Annotated in this window: 23 protein-coding genes and 1 riboswitch; of the genes, 11 read left to right on the forward strand and 12 right to left on the reverse strand. The window is 64.1% G+C overall.

The features are described 5' to 3' along the window. Positions 1–77: 77 nt before the first annotated feature. The 9 genes from cpaB to EJ067_RS30765 all read left to right on the forward strand — a co-directional run bounded on the left by cpaB (position 78) and on the right by EJ067_RS30765 (position 9,776). Positions 78–1,016: a Flp pilus assembly protein CpaB gene (cpaB, locus tag EJ067_RS30725; protein WP_126088861.1), complete on the forward strand. Its 939-nt coding sequence runs from the start codon at positions 78–80 to the stop codon at positions 1,014–1,016. 82 nt (positions 1,017–1,098) lie between these two features. Beyond that, entirely contained in the window at positions 1,099–2,493 is a 1,395-nt protein-coding gene (locus tag EJ067_RS30730; protein WP_245468359.1) for a type II and III secretion system protein family protein, read from the forward strand. Positions 2,494–2,497: 4 nt separating this feature from the next. Next, entirely contained in the window at positions 2,498–2,773 is a 276-nt protein-coding gene (locus EJ067_RS30735) for a hypothetical protein (protein ID WP_126088863.1), read from the forward strand. A 12-nt stretch (positions 2,774–2,785) separates the two neighbouring features. After that, positions 2,786–3,994: a response regulator/pilus assembly protein gene (locus EJ067_RS30740; protein ID WP_126088864.1), complete on the forward strand. Its 1,209-nt coding sequence runs from the start codon at positions 2,786–2,788 to the stop codon at positions 3,992–3,994. Continuing rightward, positions 3,991–5,412: a CpaF family protein gene (locus tag EJ067_RS30745; RefSeq protein WP_126088865.1), complete on the forward strand. Its 1,422-nt coding sequence runs from the start codon at positions 3,991–3,993 to the stop codon at positions 5,410–5,412. The genes EJ067_RS30740 and EJ067_RS30745 overlap by 4 nt, the downstream gene beginning before the upstream one ends. Positions 5,413–5,415: 3 nt before the next feature. Then, on the forward strand, positions 5,416–6,381 hold the full coding sequence (locus tag EJ067_RS30750; protein WP_189510198.1) for a type II secretion system F family protein: 966 nt from the start codon (positions 5,416–5,418) through the stop codon (positions 6,379–6,381). 1 nt (position 6,382) lies between these two features. Then, positions 6,383–7,345, forward strand: coding sequence for a type II secretion system F family protein (locus EJ067_RS30755; RefSeq protein ID WP_126088866.1), 963 nt, complete (start codon positions 6,383–6,385; stop codon positions 7,343–7,345). Between the two features lie 396 nt (positions 7,346–7,741). After that, on the forward strand, positions 7,742–8,218 hold the full coding sequence (locus EJ067_RS30760; RefSeq protein ID WP_126088867.1) for a tetratricopeptide repeat protein: 477 nt from the start codon (positions 7,742–7,744) through the stop codon (positions 8,216–8,218). Between the two features lie 385 nt (positions 8,219–8,603). Further along, positions 8,604–9,776: a GGDEF domain-containing protein gene (locus EJ067_RS30765; RefSeq protein WP_126088868.1), complete on the forward strand. Its 1,173-nt coding sequence runs from the start codon at positions 8,604–8,606 to the stop codon at positions 9,774–9,776. Between the two features lie 12 nt (positions 9,777–9,788). Here EJ067_RS30765 and gcvP read toward each other — a convergent pair whose 3' ends face one another. From gcvP to gcvT, 3 genes are read right to left on the reverse strand one after another with little or no spacing between them, the layout of a single operon-like run. Continuing rightward, positions 9,789–12,599, reverse strand: a complete 2,811-nt coding sequence (gcvP, locus tag EJ067_RS30770) for an aminomethyl-transferring glycine dehydrogenase (protein WP_126088869.1) — start codon at positions 12,597–12,599, stop codon at positions 9,789–9,791. A 16-nt stretch (positions 12,600–12,615) separates the two neighbouring features. Then, entirely contained in the window at positions 12,616–12,984 is a 369-nt protein-coding gene (gcvH, locus tag EJ067_RS30775) for a glycine cleavage system protein GcvH (RefSeq protein ID WP_126088870.1), read from the reverse strand. A 7-nt stretch (positions 12,985–12,991) separates the two neighbouring features. Next, a complete protein-coding gene (gcvT, locus tag EJ067_RS30780) occupies positions 12,992–14,092 on the reverse strand; it encodes a glycine cleavage system aminomethyltransferase GcvT (RefSeq protein ID WP_126088871.1) in 1,101 nt (366 codons plus the stop codon). Positions 14,093–14,241: 149 nt separating this feature from the next. Then, positions 14,242–14,328, reverse strand: a riboswitch (glycine riboswitch). Positions 14,329–14,568: 240 nt separating this feature from the next. Between gcvT and EJ067_RS30785 the strand changes: the two genes are divergently transcribed. Next, entirely contained in the window at positions 14,569–15,573 is a 1,005-nt protein-coding gene (locus EJ067_RS30785) for a hypothetical protein (RefSeq protein ID WP_126088872.1), read from the forward strand. Here the strand turns inward: EJ067_RS30785 and EJ067_RS30790 are convergent. The 9 genes from EJ067_RS30790 to EJ067_RS30830 form a co-directional block, all read right to left on the reverse strand. Next, positions 15,570–16,013, reverse strand: a complete 444-nt coding sequence (locus EJ067_RS30790; RefSeq protein ID WP_126088873.1) for a GNAT family N-acetyltransferase — start codon at positions 16,011–16,013, stop codon at positions 15,570–15,572. The two genes, EJ067_RS30785 and EJ067_RS30790, sit on opposite strands and share 4 nt — an antisense overlap. Continuing rightward, positions 16,000–16,791, reverse strand: a complete 792-nt coding sequence (locus EJ067_RS30795) for a molybdopterin-binding protein (RefSeq protein WP_126088874.1) — start codon at positions 16,789–16,791, stop codon at positions 16,000–16,002. The genes EJ067_RS30790 and EJ067_RS30795 overlap by 14 nt, the downstream gene beginning before the upstream one ends. Before the next feature lies 1 nt (position 16,792). Further along, entirely contained in the window at positions 16,793–17,662 is an 870-nt protein-coding gene (locus EJ067_RS30800) for a cytochrome b/b6 domain-containing protein (RefSeq protein WP_126088875.1), read from the reverse strand. Positions 17,663–17,763: 101 nt separating this feature from the next. Further along, the gene (locus EJ067_RS30805) at positions 17,764–18,441 is read right to left on the reverse strand and encodes a DUF1345 domain-containing protein (protein ID WP_126088876.1); all 678 of its coding nucleotides are present in this window, start codon (positions 18,439–18,441) and stop codon (positions 17,764–17,766) included. A 25-nt stretch (positions 18,442–18,466) separates the two neighbouring features. Next, the gene (locus tag EJ067_RS30810; protein ID WP_126088877.1) at positions 18,467–18,922 is read right to left on the reverse strand and encodes a YaiI/YqxD family protein; all 456 of its coding nucleotides are present in this window, start codon (positions 18,920–18,922) and stop codon (positions 18,467–18,469) included. A 31-nt stretch (positions 18,923–18,953) separates the two neighbouring features. Beyond that, complete coding sequence (locus EJ067_RS30815; RefSeq protein ID WP_126088878.1) at positions 18,954–19,703, reverse strand: hypothetical protein; 750 nt, start codon at positions 19,701–19,703, stop codon at positions 18,954–18,956. A gap of 108 nt (positions 19,704–19,811) precedes the next feature. After that, the gene (gfa, locus tag EJ067_RS30820) at positions 19,812–20,381 is read right to left on the reverse strand and encodes an S-(hydroxymethyl)glutathione synthase (RefSeq protein ID WP_126088879.1); all 570 of its coding nucleotides are present in this window, start codon (positions 20,379–20,381) and stop codon (positions 19,812–19,814) included. Positions 20,382–20,401: 20 nt separating this feature from the next. Further along, entirely contained in the window at positions 20,402–20,674 is a 273-nt protein-coding gene (locus tag EJ067_RS30825) for a hypothetical protein (RefSeq protein ID WP_126088880.1), read from the reverse strand. After that, the gene (locus tag EJ067_RS30830) at positions 20,675–21,802 is read right to left on the reverse strand and encodes an S-(hydroxymethyl)glutathione dehydrogenase/class III alcohol dehydrogenase (protein ID WP_126088881.1); all 1,128 of its coding nucleotides are present in this window, start codon (positions 21,800–21,802) and stop codon (positions 20,675–20,677) included. A gap of 263 nt (positions 21,803–22,065) precedes the next feature. Here EJ067_RS30830 and EJ067_RS30835 point away from each other — a divergent pair, with 263 nt between their 5' ends. After that, positions 22,066–24,078 carry an acetyl/propionyl/methylcrotonyl-CoA carboxylase subunit alpha gene (locus EJ067_RS30835; protein WP_126088882.1) on the forward strand — a complete coding sequence of 671 codons (2,013 nt, stop codon included), beginning with the start codon at positions 22,066–22,068 and terminating at the stop codon, positions 24,076–24,078. The last annotated feature ends 67 nt before the right edge of the window (positions 24,079–24,145 follow it).

Raw genomic sequence — 24,145 nt, forward strand, 5'->3', positions numbered from 1 at the left:
AACGCCTAGCGTGAGCCTCAACGAACAAAAGACCACGGGCTTCAGGGGTTTTCGGCGTGAGAGGCAGGGCCATAACCATGATCGGCATCGCCGCCGTTGTCGGCGCGATCTCGATCTTTGCCGCGGATTTCTGGGTCAAGAGCCAGGCGAAAGCCGAGTCCGAGCAGAAGGTGGCGTCAATCGTGGCGCCGCAGGAGCCCAAGGTCGAGTTCAACACCATCGTGGTGGCTCAAGCGGCGCTGCGTTACGGCATGCAACTCGACCGGTCGCAGCTCACCGAAATCCCGTGGCCGCAGGACTCGCTGCCGCAGGGCGCATTCCCGACCATCGACAAGCTGCTTGCCGAAGGCAGCCGGGTGGTGTTGTCGCCGATCGAAGTCAACGAACCGGTGCTGCTCACCAAGCTGTCCGGGCCGAACGGCCGCGCGACGCTTTCCAACATCCTGTCGCCGGGCATGCGGGCCGTCACCATCCGTACCGACGAGATCGCCGGCGTCGGCGGCTTCATCACGCCGGGCGACCGGGTTGACGTCGTGCTGACGCGCGATGCCGGCGCAATCCAGGAAGTGTCCAAGAACGCTCAAGGGGCAGCCGGCTCGACGGTTACGTCCGAAATCGTTGTCTCCGACGCCAAGGTGCTTTCGGTCGGGCAAGGCGCAGATGAGCGCAAGACGGAGCCACAGGTTGCCAATTCGGTGACCCTCGAGGTGACGAACGAAGGCGCGCAGAAGGTGGCGCTTGCCCGCACCGTCGGCACCTTGTCGCTGTCGTTGCGGTCCGCCGCCGACGCCAGCGCCAGCGGCAACGGGCTCACCACCATCTCTTCCTTCGGCGGTTCGGTTGCCGCGAACGCCGAGGCAAGCGCCGCCTCGCTGGTCAATGCGGTGGCGAAGGAACCGGAAGAGCCGAAGTTCAAGACGGTGATCGTGTCGCGCGGCGAAAAGGTCGAGGAATACAAGGTTCCTTCCAAGCCAGCCGAGGGGGACGTCGTTCCTGCCAAGGAACAAGTACAATAGCCGGTGGGGACCGGCCGGGGACGGGACAATGCCTGTGTTGAATAACTATCGGACGACGAGAGGGCTGCGCCTTTTGCGTGCAATGGCGGCGGGCGCCTTCCTGGCCGCCGCCGGAATGCTTGCCTTTGGAGCGCCGGCCCAGGCAAACAACGACGTCGTCTACGTCTCGGCGACCAGGAATGCCTCGATCAAAGTCGCCAAGGGCAAGCCCAAGACGATCATGACGAGCGCCGCCTTCTACCAGATCGTCATCGGCGATCCGGAGATCGCCAACGTCAACCCGCTGACTGACAAGTCGTTCTACGTGCTGGGCAACAACCTCGGCACCACCGGCATCGCGCTGTTCGACCAGAACAAGCAGCTCGTCGGCACCATCGACGTCGAGGTGACGCTGGATACCGACCAGCTCGCCAACACCATCCGCGCCAGCGTGCCGGATGCCAACATCAAGGTCGGTTCGGCCAATGGCCGCGTGGTGCTGTCGGGCGTGGCTGACGACGCCGTCGCGGCCGACAAGGCGAGCAAGATCGCGTCACGCTTCTCCGGCAACGAGGAGGTGATCAACTCGGTCAACATCTCGTCCTCGCAGCAGGTTCAGCTCAATGTCCGTTTCGTCGAGATCAACCGCCAGGCGGGACAGGACCTCGGCGCCAAATACGGGGCCAACTTTGCCTTGGGCATCGGCGGCCGCGACGTCATCATCGATCCCGGCACCGTGCCGACGGCCGGCACCGGCGAGATCATCGGCCGCTTGCTTTCCAACGGCGTTTCGATCGACATCGCCATCAAGGCGCTGGAGGAGCGCGGCCTCGCCCGGCGGCTGGCCGAGCCGAACCTGATCGCCCGCTCGGGCCAGACGGCGAGCTTCCTTGCCGGCGGCGAGTTCCCGATCCCGGTTTCCGAGGACAACGGCAAGATCAGCGTCACTTACAAGAGATACGGTGTCGGCCTGGATTTCACGCCGACCGTGCTCAAGGATGGGCTGGTCAGCCTCGATATCGCGCCGGAAGTGTCCTCGATCGACCCCTCCGCCTCCATCGAAGTCAGCAGCGGCATTTCCATTCCTGCCTTCATCGTGCGCCGCGCCAAGACGTCGGTCGACCTGAAGAACGGCCAGAGCTTCATGATCGCAGGTCTTTTGCAGTCGCAGAACGACATCACGACCTCGCGCCTGCCGGGACTCGGCAAGCTGCCGGTGCTCGGCCCGCTGTTCTCCTCGAAGTCCTATCAGCGGCGCGAGACCGACCTGGTAATCATCGTCACGCCCTATCTGGTCAAGCCGGTCGACCCGTCGAAGAAGATGGTCGAGCCGACCGACGGAACGCGGCCGGCAAGCACGGCCGACTACTTCCTGAACAACACCGAGGAAGTCAGCGCCTCGGCGCCCAAGCGCCCGCTGGCCCTGGCCGACGGCAGCGCGGCGCGTCCGGTGGCCGCAACGACATCCGGCCATTTCCTCGATCTGCCGAAGGACTGAAGCCATGCGTCTGGTTCCTTGCATCGCCCTGCTGCTCGCCGGCGTCCTCACCGGTTGCACCAGCGACGACTACGTGCGTACCGAAGGCGTGACGCCGGCCGCCGGCAATGCCCAGGCGTCCAACACGGTCATGCAGATGGTCGACCCCTGGCGGTACGGCGTCCAGAACACCAGACTTCTGGTGCCGGCTCAGAGCACGAGCTCCACGGCCACTGCCGTCGGCGCCAAAGCCGGCTCGGCGCCGGACTCAACGACGTCGGCATCAACGACATCAAACTGATGGGCTGACGACATGGCATCAGGCACCAAGAAGATCCTGCTCGTTTCAACCGACCGGGCGTTTTCGCAGGATACGCGAACGGCTTTCGCGGCCTCCGAGGTCATCGAGCTTTTGACGGTCGAGAAAAGCGTCAACGAGCTTCGCGGCGAAGTCCAGGAAACCGATTTCGGCGCCGTCATCGTCGACATGGATGCGGCCAAGCTCGAGGAGATCGAGTCGCTGCAGCGCATCATGCGCCGGCTGGAAGGCCGCGTTCCGGTGGTCGTCGTCACCCAGGAATTCAATGCGGCGGCCGTGCGCATCCTGGTGCAGCTCAAGGTCGCCGACTTCCTGGTCAAGCCGATCACCACCGCCGACCTGGTGCGCTCCGTCATCCGCGCGCTGCAGGGGCCGGGGCGAGAGGAAAACACCGAGTCGCAGATCTACACCTTCATGCCGGCCGCCGGCGGCGTCGGCACCACCACGCTTGCGCTCCAGACTGCCTTCCAGCTGCATCATTCGGTGACGCGCGGCGCCTCGACCTGCGTCGTCGATCTCAATTTCCAGCAAGGCGCCTGCGCCGAATATCTCGACCTCGAGCCGCGCTTCGACATCACCGAAATCGAGAACCAGCCCGAGCGCCTCGACCGGCAACTGCTCGACGTCATGCTCTCCAAGCATGCGAGCGGGCTCTGCGTGCTTGCAGCGCCTACGCGTCCCTCGGAAATGCGCTCGTTCAAGACCGATGTCGTGGTGCGCATGCTCGACCTCGTCTCGGCCTATTTCGACAATGTCGTCATCGACATGCCGCGCACCTGGTTCCCGTGGACCGAGACGGTGCTGCTCGGCTCCAACAAGCTCTATATCGTGGCCGAGATGACGGTGCCTTGCCTGCGTCACACGCAACGTCTCATCCAGGCCATCTACGAGACGGCGGGCAGGGAAGTGAAGCCCAACGTCATCGTCAACCGCTTCGAGCAGAAGATGTTCGACAGCGGCATCAAGCAGGCCGACGTCCAGGACATTCTCGGCGAGCACTTCGTCGGCGGCATCTCCAACAACTACCGGCTGGTGCGCGAGGCCGTCGATCGTGGCGTGCCGCTGCACGACATCGATCCCAACGCCAATGTCGTCAACGACCTGAAGAAGATCATCCTGCCGGAGGAGGCGGTGACGACGACGGCAAAATCGAGGTCGCTGTTCGGCCTCGGCAAGGGCCTCCTGAAGAGGAAAGCGGGATGAGCAGCCGGTTCACCAACCTGCAGAATCGCGACGCCCGTCCGGCTCGGCCGCCCGAACCCGTGTCCGTTGCGCACCATGCCGTGGTCATTCCCACGACCCGCAAGCCGGCGGCGCCGAAGCCGGAAGCGGCGCCCGCAAAGAGCGCCAACAAGGTGCTCGACGCCCGCGTGCGCATCCACCGCATGCTGCTCGAGGAGATCAACCTTGTGGCGCTGGAGCGCCTGCCCAAGGACGAAATGCGCCGCCAGGTGCACGAGTTCGTCTCGGAAAAGACTCGCCATGAGCGGATGGCGATCAACACCGCCGAGCTCGACGCGCTGGTCGACGACATCGTCGACGAGATGGTCGGCCTCGGCCCGCTGGAGCCGCTGCTCAAGGATCCGGAGATCAACGATATCCTGATCAACGGCCATCAGAACTGCTTCGTCGAAAAACGCGGCAAGCTGCAGCAGGTTCACATCCCGTTCAAGGATGAGGCGCATCTGCTCCGAATCATTAACAAAATCGTCGCCGCGGTTGGTCGCCGCGTAGATGAATCGCAGCCGATGGTCGACGCCCGCATGCTCGACGGCTCGCGCTTCAACGCAGCCATCCGGCCGGTCGGCGTCGACGGGCCGCTGGTGTCGATCCGCAAATTCTCCAAGAACAAGCTCGGCCTGCACAAGCTGGTCGAGTTCGGCGCCATCACCCAGAACATGGCCGAGGTGCTGGCGGCGGCCGTGCATGCCCGCAAGACCACGATCATTTCAGGCGGCACCGGCACCGGCAAGACGACGATGCTCAACGCGCTGTCGGCCTTCATTCCGGAAGACGAGCGCCTGATCACCATCGAGGACGCCGCCGAGCTGCAACTGCAGCAGCCGCATGTCGCGCGCATGGAAACCCGCCCGGCCAACATCGAAGGCCATGGCGAATTGAAGCAGCGCGATCTGGTCAAGAACGCGCTGCGCATGCGGCCCGACCGCGTCATCCTTGGCGAGTGCCGCGGCGAAGAGGCTTTCGACATGCTGCAGGCGATGAACACCGGCCATGAAGGCTCGATGGCGACCATCCACGCCAACACGCCGCGCGACGCCATCTCGCGCCTCGAGCAGATGCTCGGCATGACCGGCATGCCGATGACGGTGCAGTCGATCCGCAGCCAGATCGCCAGCGCCCTCGACATCATCGTGCAGCTGACGCGCCTGTCGGACGGCAAGCGCAAGGTGACCAGCGTCGCCGAGGTGACGGGCATGGAAGGCGACGTCATCCAGATGCAGGAGATATTCCGCTTCGTGCGCACCGGCATGGAGGCGGACGGCAAGATCATCGGTCATTTCGAGGCGACGGGCATTCGCCCCCGCTTCCTCGAGGACCTGCGCAACATGGGCATCGAATTTCCGGGCAAGTATTTCGAACCCGGCCGGCCGCAGGAGTAGCCGGTGCTCGAGGGATTCGGCCCGATCTACGCCGTCTACGCCGCGGCAGCGCTCACCGGCATCATGATCGCCGAAGGCTGCTACCTGCTCTATGCCGGGCGCAGTGACAAGCGCACGGCGATCAACCGCCGCATGAAACTGGCGGAGAACAAGATCAGCCAGGAGCAGGTGCTGATCCAGTTGCGCAAGGAGCGCGGCGTCGAAGGCGGCAGGTCCCTCTTCTCCTTCGACCGCTTTCGCGACCTGCGCACGCAGTCCGGCATGATCATGCCGCTGCCGAAGTTTCTGACAATCACCTCGGGCGTGGCTTTCGCGCTGGCGCTTTTCGCCATCTGGTATGGCCTGCCTTTGCTGTTCGGCCTTGGCCTGTTTGTCGTGCTGCTGCCGGTCCTGCCGGTGATGGCGTTGCGTTTTCTGCGCAAGCGCCGGCACAAGCGCTTCGGCGTGCAGTTGCCGGAGGCGCTGGAGCTGATCACGCGCGGCCTCAAAGCCGGCCACCCGGTGCCGGTGGCGATCTCGATGGTGGCGCGCGAGATGGCCGATCCGATCGGCACCGAGTTCGGCGTCGTGGCCGACGAGGTGACCTATGGCTCCGACCTTGTTTCGGCGCTCAACAACCTGTTCGACCGAGTCGGCCACGAGGACCTGCCGCTGTTCGTCACCGCCGTGTCGATCCAGAGCAGCTCCGGCGGCAATCTGCGCGAGATCCTGGACGGGCTGTCGTCGACGATCCGCGAGCGCGGCAAGCTGCGGCGCAAAGTGCGAGCGATTTCGACCGAGGGCCGCATGTCGGCCTATATCCTGACCGCCGTGCCGGTGCTTCTCTTCACCGCCATCATGGTGCTGATGCCGCAGTTCTACCAGGATGTGTGGGGTATACCGAAGACCTGGTACATGCTGGGCGGCTCCGTCCTATGGCTGCTGCTCGGCAACGCCATCATGTTCAAGATGTCGAATTTCAGGTTCTGAGATGGAAGACGTCATCCGCTTCCTCGCCTCGCTCGCGCCGACCTCGCTGATGCCGGTGGCGGCGCTGCTGCTGGTGATGGGCGGCGGCGCGATGGCCTGGCCCCTGGTCGTCGCCAAGGGCGATCGCAACGAGGTCAAGCGCCGGCTTAAGGTCGAGGTGGCGGAGCCGGTCGAACCGGCCGAGCCGGCGCCGAAAAAGAACACAAACGCCGTGCGCGAAAAGGCGGTGAGGCGGGCGCAGGAATTCTACGCCAAGAGCGATCCGGAAAATGTCGCGCGGCTGCGCATGAAGCTCATCCAGGCCGGCTACATGGAGCCGCGCGCCGTCGGCATGTTCTTCCTGATCCGATTTACCACGCTGGTCGGAATGGCGCTTGGCGCGTTCCTGGTCAACCATTGGGGCGCCAGCGCCGAGTCGACCATGACCAGCCGCTGGACCTTCGTCATCCTGTCGGGTGCGGCCGGCTATTTCCTGCCTGGTCTGGTGCTGACGCAGAAGGTGCGGGAAAAGATGCGCGAATACCGCAACGGCTTTCCCGACTTCATGGATCTGATGATCGTCTGTTCCGACGCCGGCATGAGCATGGAGGCCGGCATCGAGCGCGTCTCGAAGGAACTCGCCAAGACTTATCCGTCGCTCAGCCAGAACCTGCAGCTGGTGTCGCTGGAGCTCAGGGCCGGCCGCAGCCTCGACGATGCGTTGAAGGCGCTCGCGGACCGATTGAGCCTTGATGAGGTCCGCTCCTTCGCGACGCTCTTGCAGCAGTCCAAGGAGCTCGGCACCAGCCTGTCGGGCGCGCTGCGCGTCTTTTCCGACGAGATGCGCCACAAGCGCATGTCGCTTGCCGAGGAGAAGGCGCATGCCTTGCCGGCCAAGATGTCGGTGCCGGTGACGGTGTGCATCCTGCCGGTGGTGCTGATGGTCGCCATTATTCCGATCGTGGTGAGGCTGACCTCGCACTAGGGATTCAGGTGAGGTCCGGCTTGCACATGGCGGCTTTCTGCGCTTCCGGCTTCGCCGGCCGAGGCATTTGTGAGAATGGCGTGGCAGTTAAGGCTACGGCCGGCGTGGGCCGGCGCTCACGTAATTTAAGTACGCTCCGCTCCGGCCTTCGCCGGCCGAAGCCCTCATAGGTGTTTCCGCTCTATGAAGGCTACGGCCGGCGTAGGCCGGTTCTCGAAATCCACCATTTTCGACTCGGCCTGACCTGAATCTGGGCAGATCTCAGGGGCGGTACTGGTTAACGCATCCTTTGCACGCAACCGAAATTTAGGCGCATTTCGGCACCGAAGCTTAATCGCTCTGCTTTATGGTCCTTGCTGAAGAACGACCCGGCAAATCGGGCGATGGGGCAGGGGCATGCGTCACAGACTTCACACGGCAGCGGCGGCGTTGGCAGCCGTCTTGATGATCACCGGCTGCACAACCAACAACAACAGCGTCGACACGACCAAGACCACCGCGATCCAGCCGACGACCAAGGACGTCAGCGCCGGCGACCTGGTGGAGGGCAAGGCGCAGTTCCGCGAGGCGAATTTCGGCCTTGCCGAGCAGCATTTCCGCAAGGCGGTGGAACTCAAGGCCGACAATGCCGAAGCCTGGCTGGGGCTTGCCGCTTCCTATGACGAACTCGGCCGTTTCGACTTCGCCGACCGCGCCTATGCCCAATTGCTGAGGGTCGCCGGGCGCAAGCCGCAGATCATCAACAATATGGGCTATTCGCAGCTTCTGCGCGGCAACAAGAGGAAGGCAAGGGCGCTGCTGCTCGAAGCCAGGGCCGGCCTGGCCGACCAGACCGTGGTCAATGCCAATCTCGCGCTGCTCGACAAGAGCTAGAACCTATCCGGCTTGGATTGAATCGCTCCGCCCGAATTCACCGGTCACCGGTCGAACGCCGTTTCTGCGAAACGGGACAAGTTCCATCAATCAAAGCGACAGGCGGATATCCGGCTGGCGGGCGCCCGCTTGTTAGCCGGCTTACCAAATGTACGTCACCGGTCGAATGCCGTTTTTTGCGCGGGTCTCCTCGCGCTCATGAATAGAACTGTTTCAATATAAACCAAAAATTTCTAGTCTTCGCGCCTGCCGGATGCAGTAGTGGATGCTTTGTAAACCTTGTCGGAAGGTTGGGTCGAAAGGTTAGCTGAAAACGGTATCGGCGTGCCGCCGTTAACCTAGAATGCCGCGTAACGGACGACTCCCAAGAGGCTGCGGCTCAACAATGTTGGATTTTAGTTCGCTCTTGCTCGCGGCGGCGCTGTCGGGCACGTGCCTCAGCGTCACCATGCTCGCGATCTGGTTCACCGCGCCGCGAGCGCGTTTCGTGCTCACGGTCGCCTGCGGCATACTCGTGCTCGTTGTCCATGTCGTCCTGTTCTGGCGCTATACCAAGGATGCCACCCCGTGGCTTTGCCAGATCGTGCTTGCGCTGCTCAGCCTGGGGTTCCTCGTCATCTGTCTGTCGGCGATGCAATATCTCGGCATCCGCAATTATCGCCGTGCCATCGGCCCGGCGCTGGCAGCCATGGCCGCCTGCGCCGTCGTCACCTATTTCGGCTTTGACGGCGTCGGCTTCCTCATCACCTATTCGACGGTGACGGGGCTGCTTGCCGCGATCGGCGCGATGTTCTGGATGAAGGGCGACCACGACCGCCGGATCCTGCTGGTCGTCTCGTTCCTCAGCGGTGTCTGCGGCTTGTCCTTCGCGCTGTGCGGCTTGGTGCTGCTGGCGCAAGGGCAATGGGTTCTCGGCGCCGCGCCCGACAATTGGGCCGAACGGCTGAACACCGTCGTGGCAGTGGCCTGCATGACCGGCCTCGGCGCGCTGACGCTTTCGCTGCATCATCTGCAGGCGCAGATCGAGCTCAAGGCCGAGACCATGACCGATCCGCTGACCGGCCTGATGAACCGCAGGGCGCTCAACGAGCTTTACGGCGATCGCAGCTTCGGTCCGTTCATGGCGATCGCGATGTTCGATCTCGATCATTTCAAGACGACCAACGACGTCTTCGGCCATCCTGTCGGCGATCAGGTCCTTTGCCGCTTCGCGGCTGTGATCAAGAAATATGGCAGGGCCGGTGTCGACGCCTTCCGGCTGGGCGGCGAGGAGTTCGCGCTCGTCATGTCGCGCATGACGCCCGAAAAGGCGCATGACATGGCAAGCAGGATCGGCGTCGCCTTCGGCACCGAAATCGTTCCGACCCATCGCGGCCCGCTGCGCAGCAGCGTCAGCGGCGGCATGGGATTTGGCGCCGCCGATGGCCGGCCCCTGGACGAGGTGCTGGCGGAAGCCGATGCCGCGCTCTACGCCGCCAAGCGGGCCGGGCGAAACCGCGTGATGGCCGAACGCAAGGCGGGCCAGCCCGACGCCGGGCCGGCCCTGCGCTCGGCCTGAACTTGTTGTCCGCTATTCAGCGGCGCCGAGATATTCCGACAGCGGCGGGCAGGAGCAGACCAGGTTGCGGTCGCCTGCGACATTGTCGATGCGCGACACCGGCGGCCAGTATTTCGCCGACAGATCGACGTCACCGGCTGGATAGGCTGCCTCGAGCCGCGAGTAGGGATGCGTCCACGCACCGGCCAGCGCCTCGGCCGCCGTGTGCGGAGCGTTGACCAGCGGGTTGTCGTTGAGCGGCCACTCGCCCTTCGCCACCTTTGCCGCCTCGCCGGCGATCGCAATCATCGCCTCGCAGAAACGATCGAGCTCGCCCTTGGGCTCCGACTCGGTCGGCTCGACCATCAGCGTGCCGGCAACCGGGAACGACATGGTCGGCGCATGGAAGCCGTAGTCGATGAGGCGCTTGGCGATGTCGTCGACGCTGATGCCGGCGCTTTCCTTCAGCACGCGCGTGTCAAGGATGCATTCATGCGCGATGCGATCGCTCCGGCCCTTGTAGAGGAGCGGGAAATGCGGCGCGAGCCGCGTCGCCACATAGTTGGCCGAAACGATCGCCGTCTCGGTCGCCTGCTTCAGCCCGGACCCGCCCATCATGCGGATATACATCCAGGTGATCGGCAGGATGGAGGCGCTGCCGAACGGCGCGGCCGCCACGGCATGCACCGAGCCTTCGGTGACATGACCCGGCAGATAGGGTTTCAGATGCGCCCTGACGCCGATCGGGCCGACGCCTGGGCCGCCGCCGCCATGCGGGATGCAGAAGGTCTTATGCAGATTCATGTGGCAGACGTCGGCGCCGATGTCGCCGGGGCGGGCGAGACCGACTAGAGCGTTGAGGTTGGCGCCGTCGAAATAGACCTGGCCGCCATGCTCGTGGATGAGGGCGCAGAGATGGCGCGCACCTTCCTCGTAGACGCCATGCGTCGAGGGATAGGTGAACATCAGCGCCGCGAGATTCTTGGAATGTTCGTTGGCCTTGGCCCTCAGGTCGTCCATGTCGATACTGCCGTCGTCGGCGCAGCGCACGACAACGACGCTCATGCCTGCCATCGCCGCGCTGGCCGGATTGGTGCCATGCGCGGACGAGGGGATAAGGCAGACGGTGCGATGACCTTCGCCACGCGCGCGGTGATAGGCGCGGATGGCGAGCAGGCCGGCATATTCACCCTGGCTGCCGGCATTGGGCTGCAGGCTGACGGCGTCGAAACCGGTGATCTCCGACAGCCAGGCTTCCAGGTCGCCGGCCATGGCGCGATAGCCGGCCGAATGGCTGGCCGGCGCGAAGGGGTGCAGATTGGCGACATTCGCCCAGCTCACTGGCATCATCTCGGCGGCGGCGTTGAGCTTCATCGTGCAGGAGCCGAGCGGGATCATGGCGCGGTCGAGCGCGAGGTCCTTGTCGGCCAGTCGCCGCAGGAAGCGCATCATCTCGGTCTCGGAATGGTTTTCGTGGAAGACCGGCTGGGTAAGAAACTCCTTGCCGCGCGGCTTGCCCGGCATGGAGCCGGCTTCCACAGCGCCGGGCTTGGCGCCGAACAGGGCCGCGATCGCATCGAGGTCGGCCTCCGTCGACGTCTCATCGAATGCGATGCTGATCCTGTCGGCATCGATGACGCGCAGCAGCCGGCCGGTCTTTTCGGCGGCGGCTGCTATTGCCGCGGCCTCCCCCTTCACGTCCGCCGTTACCGTGTCGAAGCGGTGTGCGCCGAGGGCGGCAACGCCCGCTGCCTTCAGCCCCGCCGCAAGGCGGTTGGCAAGGGTGTGGACGCGCTCGGCGATCGCCTGCAGGCCGGTGGGCCCGTGCCAGATCGCATAGGCCGTCGCCATGTTGGCGAGCAGCGCCTGCGCGGTGCAGATGTTGGAAGTGGCCTTGTCGCGGCGGATGTGCTGCTCGCGCGTCTGCAGGGCGAGACGATAGCCGGGGCGGCCCATGGTGTCGGTCGACTGGCCGACGAGGCGGCCGGGCATCAGGCGGGTCAGCTTGTCGGAGACGGCGCAATAGGCGGCATGCGGGCCGCCGAAGCCCATCGGCACCCCGAAGCGCTGCATGGGACCGACGGCGATGTCGGCGCCGAGCTTTGCCGGCGCATCGGTCAGCGTGAGCGCAAGCGGATCAGCGATGAAGACGACCAGCGCGCCGGCGGCGCGGGCCTTCTCGATCGCGGCCTTGTGATCGCCATAGACACCGAACGTGTCCGGCCAGGAGACAAGCAGGGCGGCGGTGTTGTCGTCGATCGTCTCGCCGTCGATCTCGATGCCGAGCGGCTCGGCGCGGGTGCGTACGACATCGAGCGTCTGCGGATGCGGCGTGCCGGCAAGCGCCACCTTGGTGCGCTTGTCACGGTGATGGCGCAGCGCGACGCCGACCGCTTCGGCAACGGCGGTCGCTTCGTCGAGCAGCGATGCCGACGCCACCGGCAGGCCGGTCAGCTCGGCGACCAGGGTCTGGAAATTGAACAGCATTTCCAGCCTGCCCTGGCTGATCTCGGCCTGGTAGGGCGTGTAGGCCGTGTACCAGGCCGGGTTCTCGAACAGGTTGCGCTGGATGACCGGCGGCACAAAGACGCCGTGGTAGCCGGCGCCGATGAAGCTTTTCAGCACCTTGTTCTTCGCCATCATCGCCGACAATTCGGCCAGCGCTTCGGCTTCGCTGGCCGCGGCCGGCAAGGCGAGCGGCTGGTCCAGGCGGATCGACCTTGGCACGGCCTGGCTGATCAGCGTCTCGACGGATGGCACGCCGATGGTGGCGAGCATGGCCCTGACATCGTTGACGCTGGGGCCGATGTGGCGGGCCGAGAAAGGAACGGGTGCTGCGGTCATTTCTAAAATCCTGGTATCAGCCGATATGGGCTTTGTAGGCGGCCTCATCCATGAGGCTGTCGAGCTGGCTTGCGTTGGAAAGCTTCATCTTCCAAAGCCAGCCGTCGCCGGACGCCGCCGAATTGACCAATGAAGGGTCGGACGACAGCGAGGTGTTGGCTTCGATGATCTCGCCGTCGACCGGAGCATAGACGTCCGAGGCCGCCTTGACCGATTCCACGACCACGGCAGTGTCGCCCTTGGCGAGCTTGCGGCCGATTTCCGGCAGTTCGACAAAGACCAGATCGCCGAGCTGCTCCTGCGCGTAGTCGGTGATGCCGACAGTGGCGACGCCGCCTTCGACGCGCAGCCATTCATGGTCTTCAGTGAAATAGGTGTTTGCCATCGGGAATTCATCCTTTGCGGTAGCGATGTGGCGTGAAGGGAAGCGATGTGACGTCAACCGGGATTTTGGTCCCGCGGACGTCGGCGAACAGTCTGGTGTCGGGCTTGGCCAGCGCGGTGTTGACATAGCCCATGGCGACCGGGTGGCCCGTCGAGGGGCCGAAGCCGCCAGAGGTGACGTGGCCGGCCGGATTGCCGTCGGCGTCGACCAGCGCAGCACCCGCGCGCACCGGCTGGCGACCATCGGGCTTGAGGCCGACGCGTTTCTGCGACGGGCCGCGCTCGAGGATCGAGCGCAATGCGTCGGCGCCGATGAAATGACCCGAAGCGCGGACCTCCTTGGGGATCGCCCACATCAAACCGGCGCTCGCCGGATCGATCTCCGGGGTGAGGTCCTGACCGTGCAGGCAGAGCCCGGCCTCCAGCCGCAGGCTGTCGCGGGCGGCAAGGCCGATCCATTGCACGCGCTCGTCCTGCAAGAGCTTGGCGGCGAGATCGCGGGCGTCCGCCTCCGGCAGGCCGATCTCGAAACCGTCCTCGCCGGTGTAGCCGGAGCGGCTCATGAACCAATTCTGCCGGGGCTCGACACCATGCATGAACAGCAGCGAGCCGGTTTCGATGCCGGCCCGCGCGAGGGCCGCCCAGGCATCCGGTCCCTGGATCGCCAGGAAAACCCGGTCAAGCGGGTCCAGGTTTGCGTCGAAATCCGCGGCCAGTGCCTGAAGATGCTTTTCGTCCTCAACGGCGTTGCCGGCATTGGCCACCACCATGAAGCGGTTGTCGCCGAGCCGGGTGACGATCAGGTCGTCGATGATGCCTGCCGCCTCGTTGAGGAAGAAAGTGTATTTGGACTGAGAGATTTCCAGCGCGGCGGCGTCAAGCGGGCAGGCGCGGTTCAGCAGCGCCGCGGCACCCGGACCGCTGACCGCAAAAAGCTTCATATGCGAGATGTCGAAAAGGCCGGCATGCTCGCGCGCGTGCAGGTGCTCCTTCATCACGCCCGCCGGATAAGTCAGCGGCATCGACCAGCCGGCGAACGCGCCGAAACGCGCGCCAGCGGCATTATGCAGATCCTCGAGGGGTAGGTGTTTGGTGTCTTCGCCCGTCATGTCTTCTCCAGAGTCGCACGCGATCGACCGCCATTGGCGGCCCATTCGGTGCCCCTCTGTCTGAAGCCTGAGAGACTCGCGCCCCGTAACTCTGTCGGCAGCGCTTACACCTTCGGCGCGGGAAGATTCCCGACTTTCCAGAGTTGTCTTTCCCGTTCACGGTTCTTTTGCCTGAGAGATTTCGGGCGATTTCCCCTTCGGCGACAGCTTTCGCTGTTCTCTCCCGCAAACAGGTAGGACTCAGTCGCCTGAGTCCCCGACGCGCCATCCATAGCCCGTCGGCGACACCTTGTCACCTCCCAGCGACATCAAAGGTGCGTCGATCGTCAGGTGACCTGAATCTCGACCCACCTTAAGCGCCCCGCCGACAAGTCTTCGCTAACCACGCCATTTGCCGGTTTCTCAAGATACTTCTGATATGCCTCTCGAAACGACGCATCGAATTCGCCGGCAACAGGCGAAGGGCAGGGACGGCAATGGGCGAATTGATCATGAGCGCTCCGGTGGCGGGGTTGACCTCCAAGAACCGCATCACGGCCGAGGACGTGACGATGCTGCGGCGCGAAGTGTTCGCCGACGGCGTCGTAACCCGGGGCGAGGCCGAGGCGCTGTTTGCGCTCGACCAGACGGCGCGCGACAAGTGCCCGGAATGGTCGCCGTTCTTCATCGAAGCGGTGACCGACTACATCGTCCGCCAGGAAAAGCCTGAGGGCTATATCTCGCAGGAGAACGCCGATTGGCTGGTCCGCGCCATCTCGCGCGACGGCACGGTCGACAGCCGCACCGAGCTCGAGCTCCTGGTGCACGTGCTGGAGGAAGCGAAATCGTCGCCCGGCCGGCTTTCGGCCTACGCGCTGGAGCAGGTCGCCAACGCGGTGATCGACGGCAAAGGCCCGCTGATGCTCGGCGGTGACCTCGTGCCGGGGTTGATCGCCAGGGCCGAGGTCGATCTCCTGCGCCGCATTCTCTACGCCTATGGCGGCGACGGCAACATCGCCATCACCAAGGCCGAAGCCGAGATCCTGTTCAGGATCAACGACCGGACCGCAGCCGCCAGCAACGATCCTTCCTGGAACGATCTCTTCGTCAAGGCGATCGCCAATTACGTCATGTGCTCGGCCGGCTACGAGCCGCCGACGCGCGAGGCGGCGCTGCGCCACGAGACCTTCCTCGAGCATGCCGATCCGGAGATCGGCGGCTTCTTCAGCCGCATGGTGTCGGGCGGGCTGGCCGGCATCCTTGGAGCCTACCACTCGCCCGCCGACATCGAGGCCGACTGGGAGGCCAGGAATCGGGCGGCCGAGGCGCTCGCGCGCCGCGCCGAGACGATCGACGCCGGCGAGGCCAAGTGGCTCGCCGAGCGCATTGGCGGCGGCCAGCGGCCGCTGCGCGACAACGAGCGCGCGCTGCTGACATTGATCAAGCATGCGTCACCGGAAATCCATCCGGCGCTGAAGCCGCTGCTGGATAAGGTGGCCTAACCTTCCGCTGCCATCGTCTTGCAAAGGATGATGTTGGAATGGCCTTCGGGCCATCCGGCGAATTCGGCCATGCGCTCGAAGCCAGCCTTTTCATAGAAGCCCGGCGCCTGAAAATCATGCGTCGAAACCCAGATACGCCGTACCCCTCGGCCGGCAGCCTCGGCGACGAAGGCATCGAGCAGGTTCTTGCCGTAGCCCAGCCCTCGACAAGCGTCATCGACCCACATCAATTTGAGCTCGGCGATCCTCGCCCAGGAATAACCGGCGGCGACGCCGACTGCGCGTCCGGTTTCGCCCCGCAGCGCAAAGACGAGACTCCGGTCGTCACCGCGGCGTGTGAGGCGCCGGTTGTCGCTGTTGAGCTGTTCCTCGATGGCGTCGAATTCGGCTGACGGACGATCGTGCTCGGCCAGCAGGCGAGGGACCTCAGATTCCGCCATACCAATCGTAGCCATTGTCCTCCCAATAGCCGCCGCGGCCACCGCCGACATTGGCAAAACTGTCGACCAGCTCGATCTTGTAGAGGTATTTGGGCATCTTGTAGCCGAGCTGACGCTCGACGCGCACGCGCAGCGGCGCGCCGTTCTCGACCGGCAGGGGCTTGCCGTTCACACCATAGGCGAGGATCGTCTGCGGGTGGCGGGCATCGATCAGGTCGATGGTGCCGTAATATTTGATGTCGCCCGACAGGCTTTGCTCGATCGTGTCCAGGCAGTGGAACATGACGTAACGCGCCTGCGGCTTGACGACGGCCTGGTCGAGCACCAGCGAGAGCGGCGTGCCGGTCCATTTGGCGATGCAGCTCCAGCCTTCGACGCAGTCGTGGCGCGTGATCTGGGTGCGGCTCGGCATGTTCTGGAGCTGTTCGCGCGTGAGCGACAGCGGTTTTTCGACAAGGCCGGTGACCTCCAGGCGCCAGTCGGCGAAATTGTTGGCGAGCAGCCCCTTGTAGGTATCGTCGTCGGGCGCGGTGACGCCGTTCGGCCGCTGCGGCTGGCGGATGTCGGCCTCGGTGAATTCCGGGGCCAGCGCGTCCCGGCCGGCAAGCAGGCGTTGCGCGCGCCAGGTCAGGCCGTTGGCGTTTTCGAGGAAGCAGCGCAATCCGCCACCGATGCCGAGGCCACTGTCGAAGGCATCGCAGCCGGACAGCGCGATGCCGGACAGGCCCAGGCTGGCCGCGGTCAGAAACTTCCGGCGATTGATCTGGAATTTTGCCATGTCAGGCGCTCCTCTCGGCCGGCTCGTCGTGCTTCGCGGGCGGGTCGGTGCGGTACCAGCCGGTGATGATCGAGCGCAGCTCGTTGATCGGGCCGGCTGCCACGATCATCAGCATGTGGATGATGAAGAAGAGGACGAGCAGCACCATGACGGTGAAGTGGATGGTGCGCGCCGTCTGCCGGCCGCCGAGGATTTCATTGAGCCAGGGCAGCACCGAATCCATGCTCGGCGACATCGCAAGGCCGGTGATGATCATCAGCGGCAACAGCACGAAGAGCACGCCGCCATAGGCCATCTTCTGCAGCGTGTTGTATTCGCGCGTGTGATGAAACTTCAGCTTCGCATGCTCGACGATGTCGCGCGGCAGCTTGCGCAGATCATCCAGGCGAGGGGCAAGGTCGCGACGAATATGGCCGTTGATGAGGCCGGCGATGAGCCAGACCAGCAAGGTGGCCGAAAGCACCCAGGCGAAGAAGAAATGCACGACGCGCGCTGTGCCGAGGTCGTAATAGGAGGGGATGGTCGCCCAGGCCGGGAAGGCGCGCGGCGTCTCCTGTCCGGCAGGACCGGACCAGCCGAGCACGCCGGTGGTATCGAAGCGATGCCCGAAGATTTCGGTGAAGCCGCGCGGGCCGTTGTCGGTGTTCTCGGCACCGATCTGGAGGATCGTGTTGTTGTAGGCGAAACCAGATTCCTTGCCGATATAAAGCTGCGGACGCGCGTTGAAGATCTGCAGGCCCGAAAGCAGCATGAAGAACAGCGAGAAGGCCCATATCCAGTGGGTGAGGCGCGTCCAGCGCGACTGCCGGTAGATCAGTGTTGCGTCCTTGGTATCCGCTTCGGCGGTTGGGCTTGCGGCAGCAGAATCCATTCCATCCTCCGGCCGCGCCACCCGACACGGCTCTTTCAGATCATTGTCTTTCCCCCAATACGTCGCTGCGCAAGGTGATGTTTCACCCGATCACGGATTTATTACGGGGCGCCCAGGCTGACCGCGAGGTTGACCGCCGCGGCAACGATCGCCGTGTTGAAGAAGAAGGTCAGGATCGAATGGACGAGCACGACCTGGCGCATGCGCGAGGTGGTGATCGCGGTATCAGCCGTCTGCGCGGTCATGCCGATGACCGTCGCGAAATAGAGGAAGTCCCAGCCTTCCGGTCTTTTGTCGCCGGGAAAATCAAGGCCACCAACCGGCATCTTCTTGTTGGTTTTCTCGTCGATCTCGATGCCATCCATCCAGTAGACATGCGCATAGTGCAGCGCCGCCATGGCATGGATGGTGAACCAGCCGAGCGGGATCGACAGCATTGCGAACAGAATCTCCAGCGAATGCGCGCTGCCCTTCTGGTTGATGAGCTGGAACAGCGAGCCGATGGCGACGCCGACCACGAAAAGGGTAACGGCGAAGATCAGCAAAACCGGCAGGTCGGTGGCGCGCGCATTCTTGCTGAGGTAGCGGCCGGTAAGCCTTGGCATCAAGGCCAGGACCAGAATGATGAAGGTCGCGAAGAACACGTTGGCGCCGATCGAGTAGGGAAGCGGCGCTCGCAAGAGCAGCGCAAGAAGCAGCGCGACGATGCCAATGGCTGCGGCCAGGGCGAACTGCATGTGCCGATGCATCGGCGTGTCGACGGATGTATCGTCACCCATGGCCGGCCTCTGACAGGCGTTTGGATCAGTCGGGTGTGACGGATTTGAGCGCCCGCCGCAAGATGCGGTCTAGCTCGCCGAGGAAGTTCGACCTGTCCTTCTGTGTGAAAGCGGCATTGAAGCCCCGGCTTTCGCCGGTTTCGCGCAGGTGTTGCTTCAGATCGCGCATCGCCACCGCCATGCCGATGGTCTCTCGCGTGAAGGGGCGGCCTGTGGGTCCCAGCACATGCGCGCCGAGCGCCACCGTGCGCGCGGCAAGCGGGATGTCGGCCGTCACCACGACGTCGTTCGCTCTGGCATTCTCGACGATCCAGTCGTCCGCGGCATCCGCGCCCTTGGAGACGACGACATTGCGGATCATCGGATCGCGCGAGGGCCGCAGCCCGCCATTGGAGACATAGGTGACGGCGACGCCATGGCGTTCCGCCACCTTTTCGACCTCGGCTTTGACCGGGCAGGCGTCGGCGTCGACATAGATCATGGTTTCCCGGGCGATCGGCTGCTCCTGGCGGCTATCTGTCTTCCGGCGCCAGTTCGACCAGCAACCGGGTGACGATCATGTCGCGCAGCACGACGCCCTCGGGCGCCCTGGCCGGCGTAACCGCCACCAAGCGGGCTGTATTCTCGCTTTGCATTTTCCGCAAGGCTTCGACGTTGCTGGCGGTGTCGGCGATGGATTTGTCGGAGAAACCGCCGATCTTCAGGATCGCCGACGGGTTCGACCCACGCAGCGCGTCCATCAGCCGGTAGGTCTGGTCGGGGTTCCTGGTGTCGGTCAACTGCGCCAGCACGACGCTGCCCTTGGCTGAGGCGACATACTTGCCGGCAGGGTCGATGACCACTACCGACATGTCGGGATCATGCTGCGACAGAACCCTGATGTACTCGGCGATGACCGGCGCCTGGTAATAGTCGCCGCGGCCGAGTTGCAAGGTCATGCTCACCGGCTCTCCCGGCGCCAAATTGCGGTCGACGTTTTCAAGTTGGACAAAGTCGCCCTTGGCGACGAATTCGCCTTCCACGATGGAGGAGCTGATCGGAACCGGGTCGATCGTCTTCTTGGCCTCTTCGCGGAATTTCGCGCCCCAGCCGCCGGGCGCGGTGAACTCACTGATATCGCCGGAAACCACCCCATAGGCGAGCAGCGGAATGATCATCAGGGCGATCAGCGTCACGCTGTCGCCCAGTGAAAAGCGCTTGATGCCATAAGCCAATACGAGCCCGACGACGAGCACCGCCGTCGCAATCAAGAGCGCCTGCATGAACCCTCCGGTTGCCGTCTCGGGACGGGAAGCCGCGGGCGATCATCCGATCGCCCGTCGGCACGCTCCATAAGGTATTTCACTCAGGGCAGAGCTGGTTCCGCCGCGTCAGGCCGCCAGGGCGCCGGACTTCTTGGCCGTCCAGGTGGCCATGTAGTCCATCAGGCCGGGATTGAGGCAGTCATAGGGCTCGAGCCCGATCGCCTTCAGCTGGGCGCGGATGCCGTCCATGCGACTCGGGTCGACGCCGGATTCGATGATCGACGACACAAACGCGGCGAAGCCCGGCGGCGACCAGCCGTCCTCCTCGAAGCGCTCGGGGTGAAGGAAGGTCAGGCCCTTGAAGGGATGGTCGCGCTCGACCGGGCCGTGCATGTGCACGCCGCAGCTTGTGCAGGCATGGCGCTGGATCAGCGCCGCCGGGTCGACCACCTTCAGCTTGTCGCCATTCTCTGTGACGGTGACGTCGCCGGTGCCGGCAACGGCAACCACCGAGAACACCGCGCCTTCCGGCTTCCAGCATTTGGTGCAGCCGCAGGCGTGGTTGTGGGCGATCTGGCCCTTGACCTTCACCTTCACCGGATTGCTGGTGCAGGCGCAGACCAGCGTGCCGCCGGTAAAGCTCGCGCTTTCCTTCGGCAGGCCGTTGTCGATCTTCGGATGCAGTTTTTCCGCCATTTACAGTTCCTCCCTTTTAATCACACCGGTTTGGTGTCGACGATTGCTTCAGCCTCCATGAGATGCGCCCGTAACAGGCGGTGCACCTCCGGCAGGGTCTTCTTCAAAAAAGTGTCGCGCACGAGAAAAGTGATTTCATCAATCGCATGATCGATTTCTCCCAAGTCGATCTGAATGCGATTGTTGTTCTTAAAGCTGCGCCATAGGTCCTCTCCGAAATTCTGTATTCGATGGACCGTCGACTTTTCCCAGTCGATGAACCGTATGCGAACACGAATCTGGACCTCCTTCACCTAGTAAACCACGACACTCCGGATCGACTTGCCCTCATGCATGAGGTCGAAGCCCTTGTTGATGTCCTCGAGCTTCAGCGTATGGGTGATCATCGGGTCGATCTGGATCTTCTTCTCCATGTACCAGTCGACGATCTTCGGCACGTCGGTGCGGCCGCGCGCGCCGCCGAAGGCGGTGCCCATCCAGGTGCGGCCGGTCACCAGCTGGAACGGCCGCGTCGCAATCTCCTGGCCGGCGCCGGCGACGCCGATGATGACCGATTTGCCCCAGCCGCGATGCGAGGCTTCCAGCGCCTGTCGCATCACTTTGGTGTTGCCGGTGCAATCGAAGGTGTAATCGGCGCCTCCGATCTGGTCGGCCCCGCGCTTGGTCATGTTGACCAGGTACGGCACGATGTCGCCGTCGATCTCCTTCGGATTGACGAAATGCGTCATGCCGAACTTCTCGCCCCAGGGCTTCTTGTCGTTGTTGACGTCGACGCCGATGATCATGTCGGCGCCGGCAAGGCGAAGGCCCTGGATGACGTTCAAGCCGATGCCGCCGAGGCCAAAGACGACGGCGGTGGCACCCTGCTCGACCTTCGCCGTGTTGATGACCGCGCCGATGCCGGTGGTCACGCCGCAGCCGATGTAGCAGATCTTGTCGAAGGGGGCGTCGGGATTGACCTTGGCCACCGCGATCTCCGGCAGCACGGTGAAGTTGGAGAAGGTCGAGCAGCCCATATAGTGGAACAGCTTTTCGCCGCCGACCGAGAAGCGCGAGGTGCCGTCGGGCATCAGGCCTTGACCCTGCGTGGCGCGTATGGCGGTGCACAGGTTGGTCTTCCTCGACAGGCAGGACGGGCACTGCCGGCATTCGGGCGTGTAGAGCGGGATGACGTGGTCGCCCTTCCTGACCGAGGTGACGCCCTTGCCGACATCGACGACGATGCCGGCGCCCTCATGGCCGAGGATGGCCGGAAAGATGCCTTCCGGATCGGCGCCCGACAGGGTGAACTCATCGGTGTGGCAGATGCCGGTCGCCTTGACCTCGACCAGGACCTCGCCCTCGCGCGGGCCCTCGAGGTCCACCTCCATGATCTCCAGCGGCTTTCCGGCGGCGACAGCGACAGCGGCGCGCGTTTTCATGAGGCAGTTCCTCCCAATGCAATCAACAAATCTCTGATGTGGCCGGCTTGTCGAGCCTGCCCGGCGCGGCGAATGCCCGCCAGCCCTCCGCAGTGAGCCCACACGCCACTCTATAGATTTCCTTTGTGGCGGCCAACTTCCCTTGCGACGTTTTTCGGCGCGGTATTCGCAATCGATGCGGCGCGGGCGTGCGCCGCCGACCACTTGAGACATGGCGGGATTGTCCATAGAACTGGACCACTTCGCCGGAGGACGACATCCGAATGTTCAAGAAGATCCTGATCGCCAATCGCGGCGAGATCGCGTGTCGCGTGATCAAAACGGCGCGCAAGATGGGGATCGCCACGGTCGCGGTCTATTCGGACGCCGATCGCGACGCCGTGCATGTCGATATGGCCGACGAGGCCGTGCATATCGGCCCGTCGCCCGCCGCGCAGAGCTATCTCGTCGCAGAGAAGATCATCGCCGCCTGCAAGGAGACCGGCGCCGAGGCGGTGCATCCGGGCTATGGCTTCCTGTCCGAGCGCGCCTCCTTCTGCGAGGCGCTGGAGAAGGAAGGCATCGCCTTCATCGGACCGAAGCCCAGGGCGATCCGCGCCATGGGCGACAAGATCGAATCGAAGAAGTTCGCCAGCCAGGCCAAGGTCTCGACCGTGCCGGGCTGGCCGGGGGTCATAGAGAACGCCGACCATGCCGAAAGAATCGCCGGCGAGATCGGCTATCCGGTGATGATCAAGGCCTCGGCCGGCGGCGGCGGCAAGGGCATGCGCATCGCCTGGAGCAAGGCGGAAGTGCGCGACGGTTTCGAGCGCGCGCGCTCGGAAGCCAAAAGCTCCTTCGGCGACGACCGCGTCTTCATCGAGAAATTCGTCGTCGACCCGCGTCATATCGAGATCCAGGTGCTGGCCGACGCACATGGCAACGCACTCTATCTCGGCGAGCGCGAGTGCTCGATCCAGCGTCGCAACCAGAAGGTGGTCGAGGAGGCGCCGTCGCCATTCGTCGATGCCAAGACGCGCAAGGCCATGGGCGAGCAGGCGGTGGCGCTGGCAAAAGCCGTCGACTACCAGAGCGCCGGCACGGTCGAGTTCATCGTCGACAAGGACAAGAACTTCTATTTCCTTGAAATGAATACAAGATTGCAGGTCGAGCATCCGGTGACCGAGCTCGTCACCGGCATCGACCTGGTCGAGCAGATGATCCGCGTTGCCGCCGGCGAAAAGCTCGGCATCAAGCAGAGCGACGTAAAGCTCAACGGCTGGGCGGTGGAAAGCCGCCTCTATGCCGAAGACCCTTTCCGCAACTTCCTGCCGTCGATCGGCCGGCTGACGCGTTACCGGCCGCCGGACGAGGGGAGGTTCGGCGATGTCGTGATCCGCAACGACACCGGCGTCACCGAAGGCTCCGAAATATCGATGTTCTACGATCCGATGGTGGCGAAGCTCTGTACCTGGGCGCCGACGAGGCTCCAGGCGATCGATGCCATGTCCGAAGCCCTCGACAGCTTCATTGTGGACGGCATCGAGCACAACATCCCGTTCCTGGCAGCGTTGATGCAGCATCCGCGCTGGCGCGAGGGGCGGCTTTCGACCGGCTTCATCGCCGAGGAATACCCGCACGGCTTCGCGCCGGTCGAACCGGATAGCGGGGAGAGGGCGGTGCTCGCTGCGATCGCCGCCGCGATCGAACTACTGCGCCGGGACCGGCTCGACCGCCTCAGCGGACGGCTGGCGCCGCATTCCGGCCATCTCAAGCGCGACTGGGTGGTGAAGATCGACACGGACTACCTTGGCGTCAGCATCATCGACGGCATGGTTTCGATCCCGATGGAGGTCGATCTGTCGATCGATGGCGGCAGGCCGCTGACGGTGGCCTCGGACTGGCGGCCCGGCGACGCGATCTGGCGCGGCACGATCGGCGGCAACCGGATCGCTGCACAGATCCGCCCGGTGCCGAACGGTCTTCGCATCGCCTGGAAAGGCATGTCGGTGACGGCTCAGGCCATGCTGCCGCGCACGGCGGAGCTTGAAAGGCTAATGCCGGAAAAGCTGCCGCCGGACACCTCCAAAATGCTGCTCTGCCCGATGCCCGGCCTTGTCGTATCGATCGCCGTCGCCGAAGGACAGGAGGTCAAGGCCGGTGAGACGCTGGCCGTGGTCGAGGCCATGAAGATGGAGAACGTGCTTCGGGCCGAGCGCGACCTCACCGTGGCCAAGCTCAACGCCAAGCCCGGCGACAGCCTGGCGGTCGATGCGGTGATCATGGAATTCGCCTGAGGCGGCGTAGGGGACGGAAGCCTGTGGTCCGCGATCGATTGTACTGGACTGGCATCGCTCCGTCCGG

The organism is Mesorhizobium sp. M1D.F.Ca.ET.043.01.1.1 (genome assembly GCF_003952385.1).
Classification (GTDB): domain Bacteria; phylum Pseudomonadota; class Alphaproteobacteria; order Rhizobiales; family Rhizobiaceae; genus Mesorhizobium.

What these genes read in the sequence shown, in the direction of transcription:
- cpaB (WP_126088861.1), top strand. Translation starts at nt 78, where the DNA reads ATGATCGGCATCGCCGCCGTTGTCGGCGCGATCTCGATCTTTGCCGCG.
- EJ067_RS30730 (WP_245468359.1), top strand. Translation starts at nt 1,099, where the DNA reads ATGGCGGCGGGCGCCTTCCTGGCCGCCGCCGGAATGCTTGCCTTTGGA.
- EJ067_RS30735 (WP_126088863.1), top strand. Translation starts at nt 2,498, where the DNA reads ATGCGTCTGGTTCCTTGCATCGCCCTGCTGCTCGCCGGCGTCCTCACC.
- EJ067_RS30740 (WP_126088864.1), top strand. Translation starts at nt 2,786, where the DNA reads ATGGCATCAGGCACCAAGAAGATCCTGCTCGTTTCAACCGACCGGGCG.
- EJ067_RS30745 (WP_126088865.1), top strand. Translation starts at nt 3,991, where the DNA reads ATGAGCAGCCGGTTCACCAACCTGCAGAATCGCGACGCCCGTCCGGCT.
- EJ067_RS30755 (WP_126088866.1), top strand. Translation starts at nt 6,383, where the DNA reads ATGGAAGACGTCATCCGCTTCCTCGCCTCGCTCGCGCCGACCTCGCTG.
- EJ067_RS30760 (WP_126088867.1), top strand. Translation starts at nt 7,742, where the DNA reads ATGCGTCACAGACTTCACACGGCAGCGGCGGCGTTGGCAGCCGTCTTG.
- EJ067_RS30765 (WP_126088868.1), top strand. Translation starts at nt 8,604, where the DNA reads ATGTTGGATTTTAGTTCGCTCTTGCTCGCGGCGGCGCTGTCGGGCACG.
- gcvP (WP_126088869.1), bottom strand. Translation starts at nt 12,599, where the DNA reads ATGACCGCAGCACCCGTTCCTTTCTCGGCCCGCCACATCGGCCCCAGC.
- gcvH (WP_126088870.1), bottom strand. Translation starts at nt 12,984, where the DNA reads ATGGCAAACACCTATTTCACTGAAGACCATGAATGGCTGCGCGTCGAA.
- gcvT (WP_126088871.1), bottom strand. Translation starts at nt 14,092, where the DNA reads ATGACGGGCGAAGACACCAAACACCTACCCCTCGAGGATCTGCATAAT.
- EJ067_RS30785 (WP_126088872.1), top strand. Translation starts at nt 14,569, where the DNA reads ATGGGCGAATTGATCATGAGCGCTCCGGTGGCGGGGTTGACCTCCAAG.
- EJ067_RS30790 (WP_126088873.1), bottom strand. Translation starts at nt 16,013, where the DNA reads ATGGCGGAATCTGAGGTCCCTCGCCTGCTGGCCGAGCACGATCGTCCG.
- EJ067_RS30795 (WP_126088874.1), bottom strand. Translation starts at nt 16,791, where the DNA reads ATGGCAAAATTCCAGATCAATCGCCGGAAGTTTCTGACCGCGGCCAGC.
- EJ067_RS30800 (WP_126088875.1), bottom strand. Translation starts at nt 17,662, where the DNA reads ATGGATTCTGCTGCCGCAAGCCCAACCGCCGAAGCGGATACCAAGGAC.
- EJ067_RS30805 (WP_126088876.1), bottom strand. Translation starts at nt 18,441, where the DNA reads ATGGGTGACGATACATCCGTCGACACGCCGATGCATCGGCACATGCAG.
- EJ067_RS30810 (WP_126088877.1), bottom strand. Translation starts at nt 18,922, where the DNA reads ATGATCTATGTCGACGCCGACGCCTGCCCGGTCAAAGCCGAGGTCGAA.
- EJ067_RS30815 (WP_126088878.1), bottom strand. Translation starts at nt 19,703, where the DNA reads ATGCAGGCGCTCTTGATTGCGACGGCGGTGCTCGTCGTCGGGCTCGTA.
- gfa (WP_126088879.1), bottom strand. Translation starts at nt 20,381, where the DNA reads ATGGCGGAAAAACTGCATCCGAAGATCGACAACGGCCTGCCGAAGGAA.
- EJ067_RS30830 (WP_126088881.1), bottom strand. Translation starts at nt 21,802, where the DNA reads ATGAAAACGCGCGCCGCTGTCGCTGTCGCCGCCGGAAAGCCGCTGGAG.
- EJ067_RS30835 (WP_126088882.1), top strand. Translation starts at nt 22,066, where the DNA reads ATGTTCAAGAAGATCCTGATCGCCAATCGCGGCGAGATCGCGTGTCGC.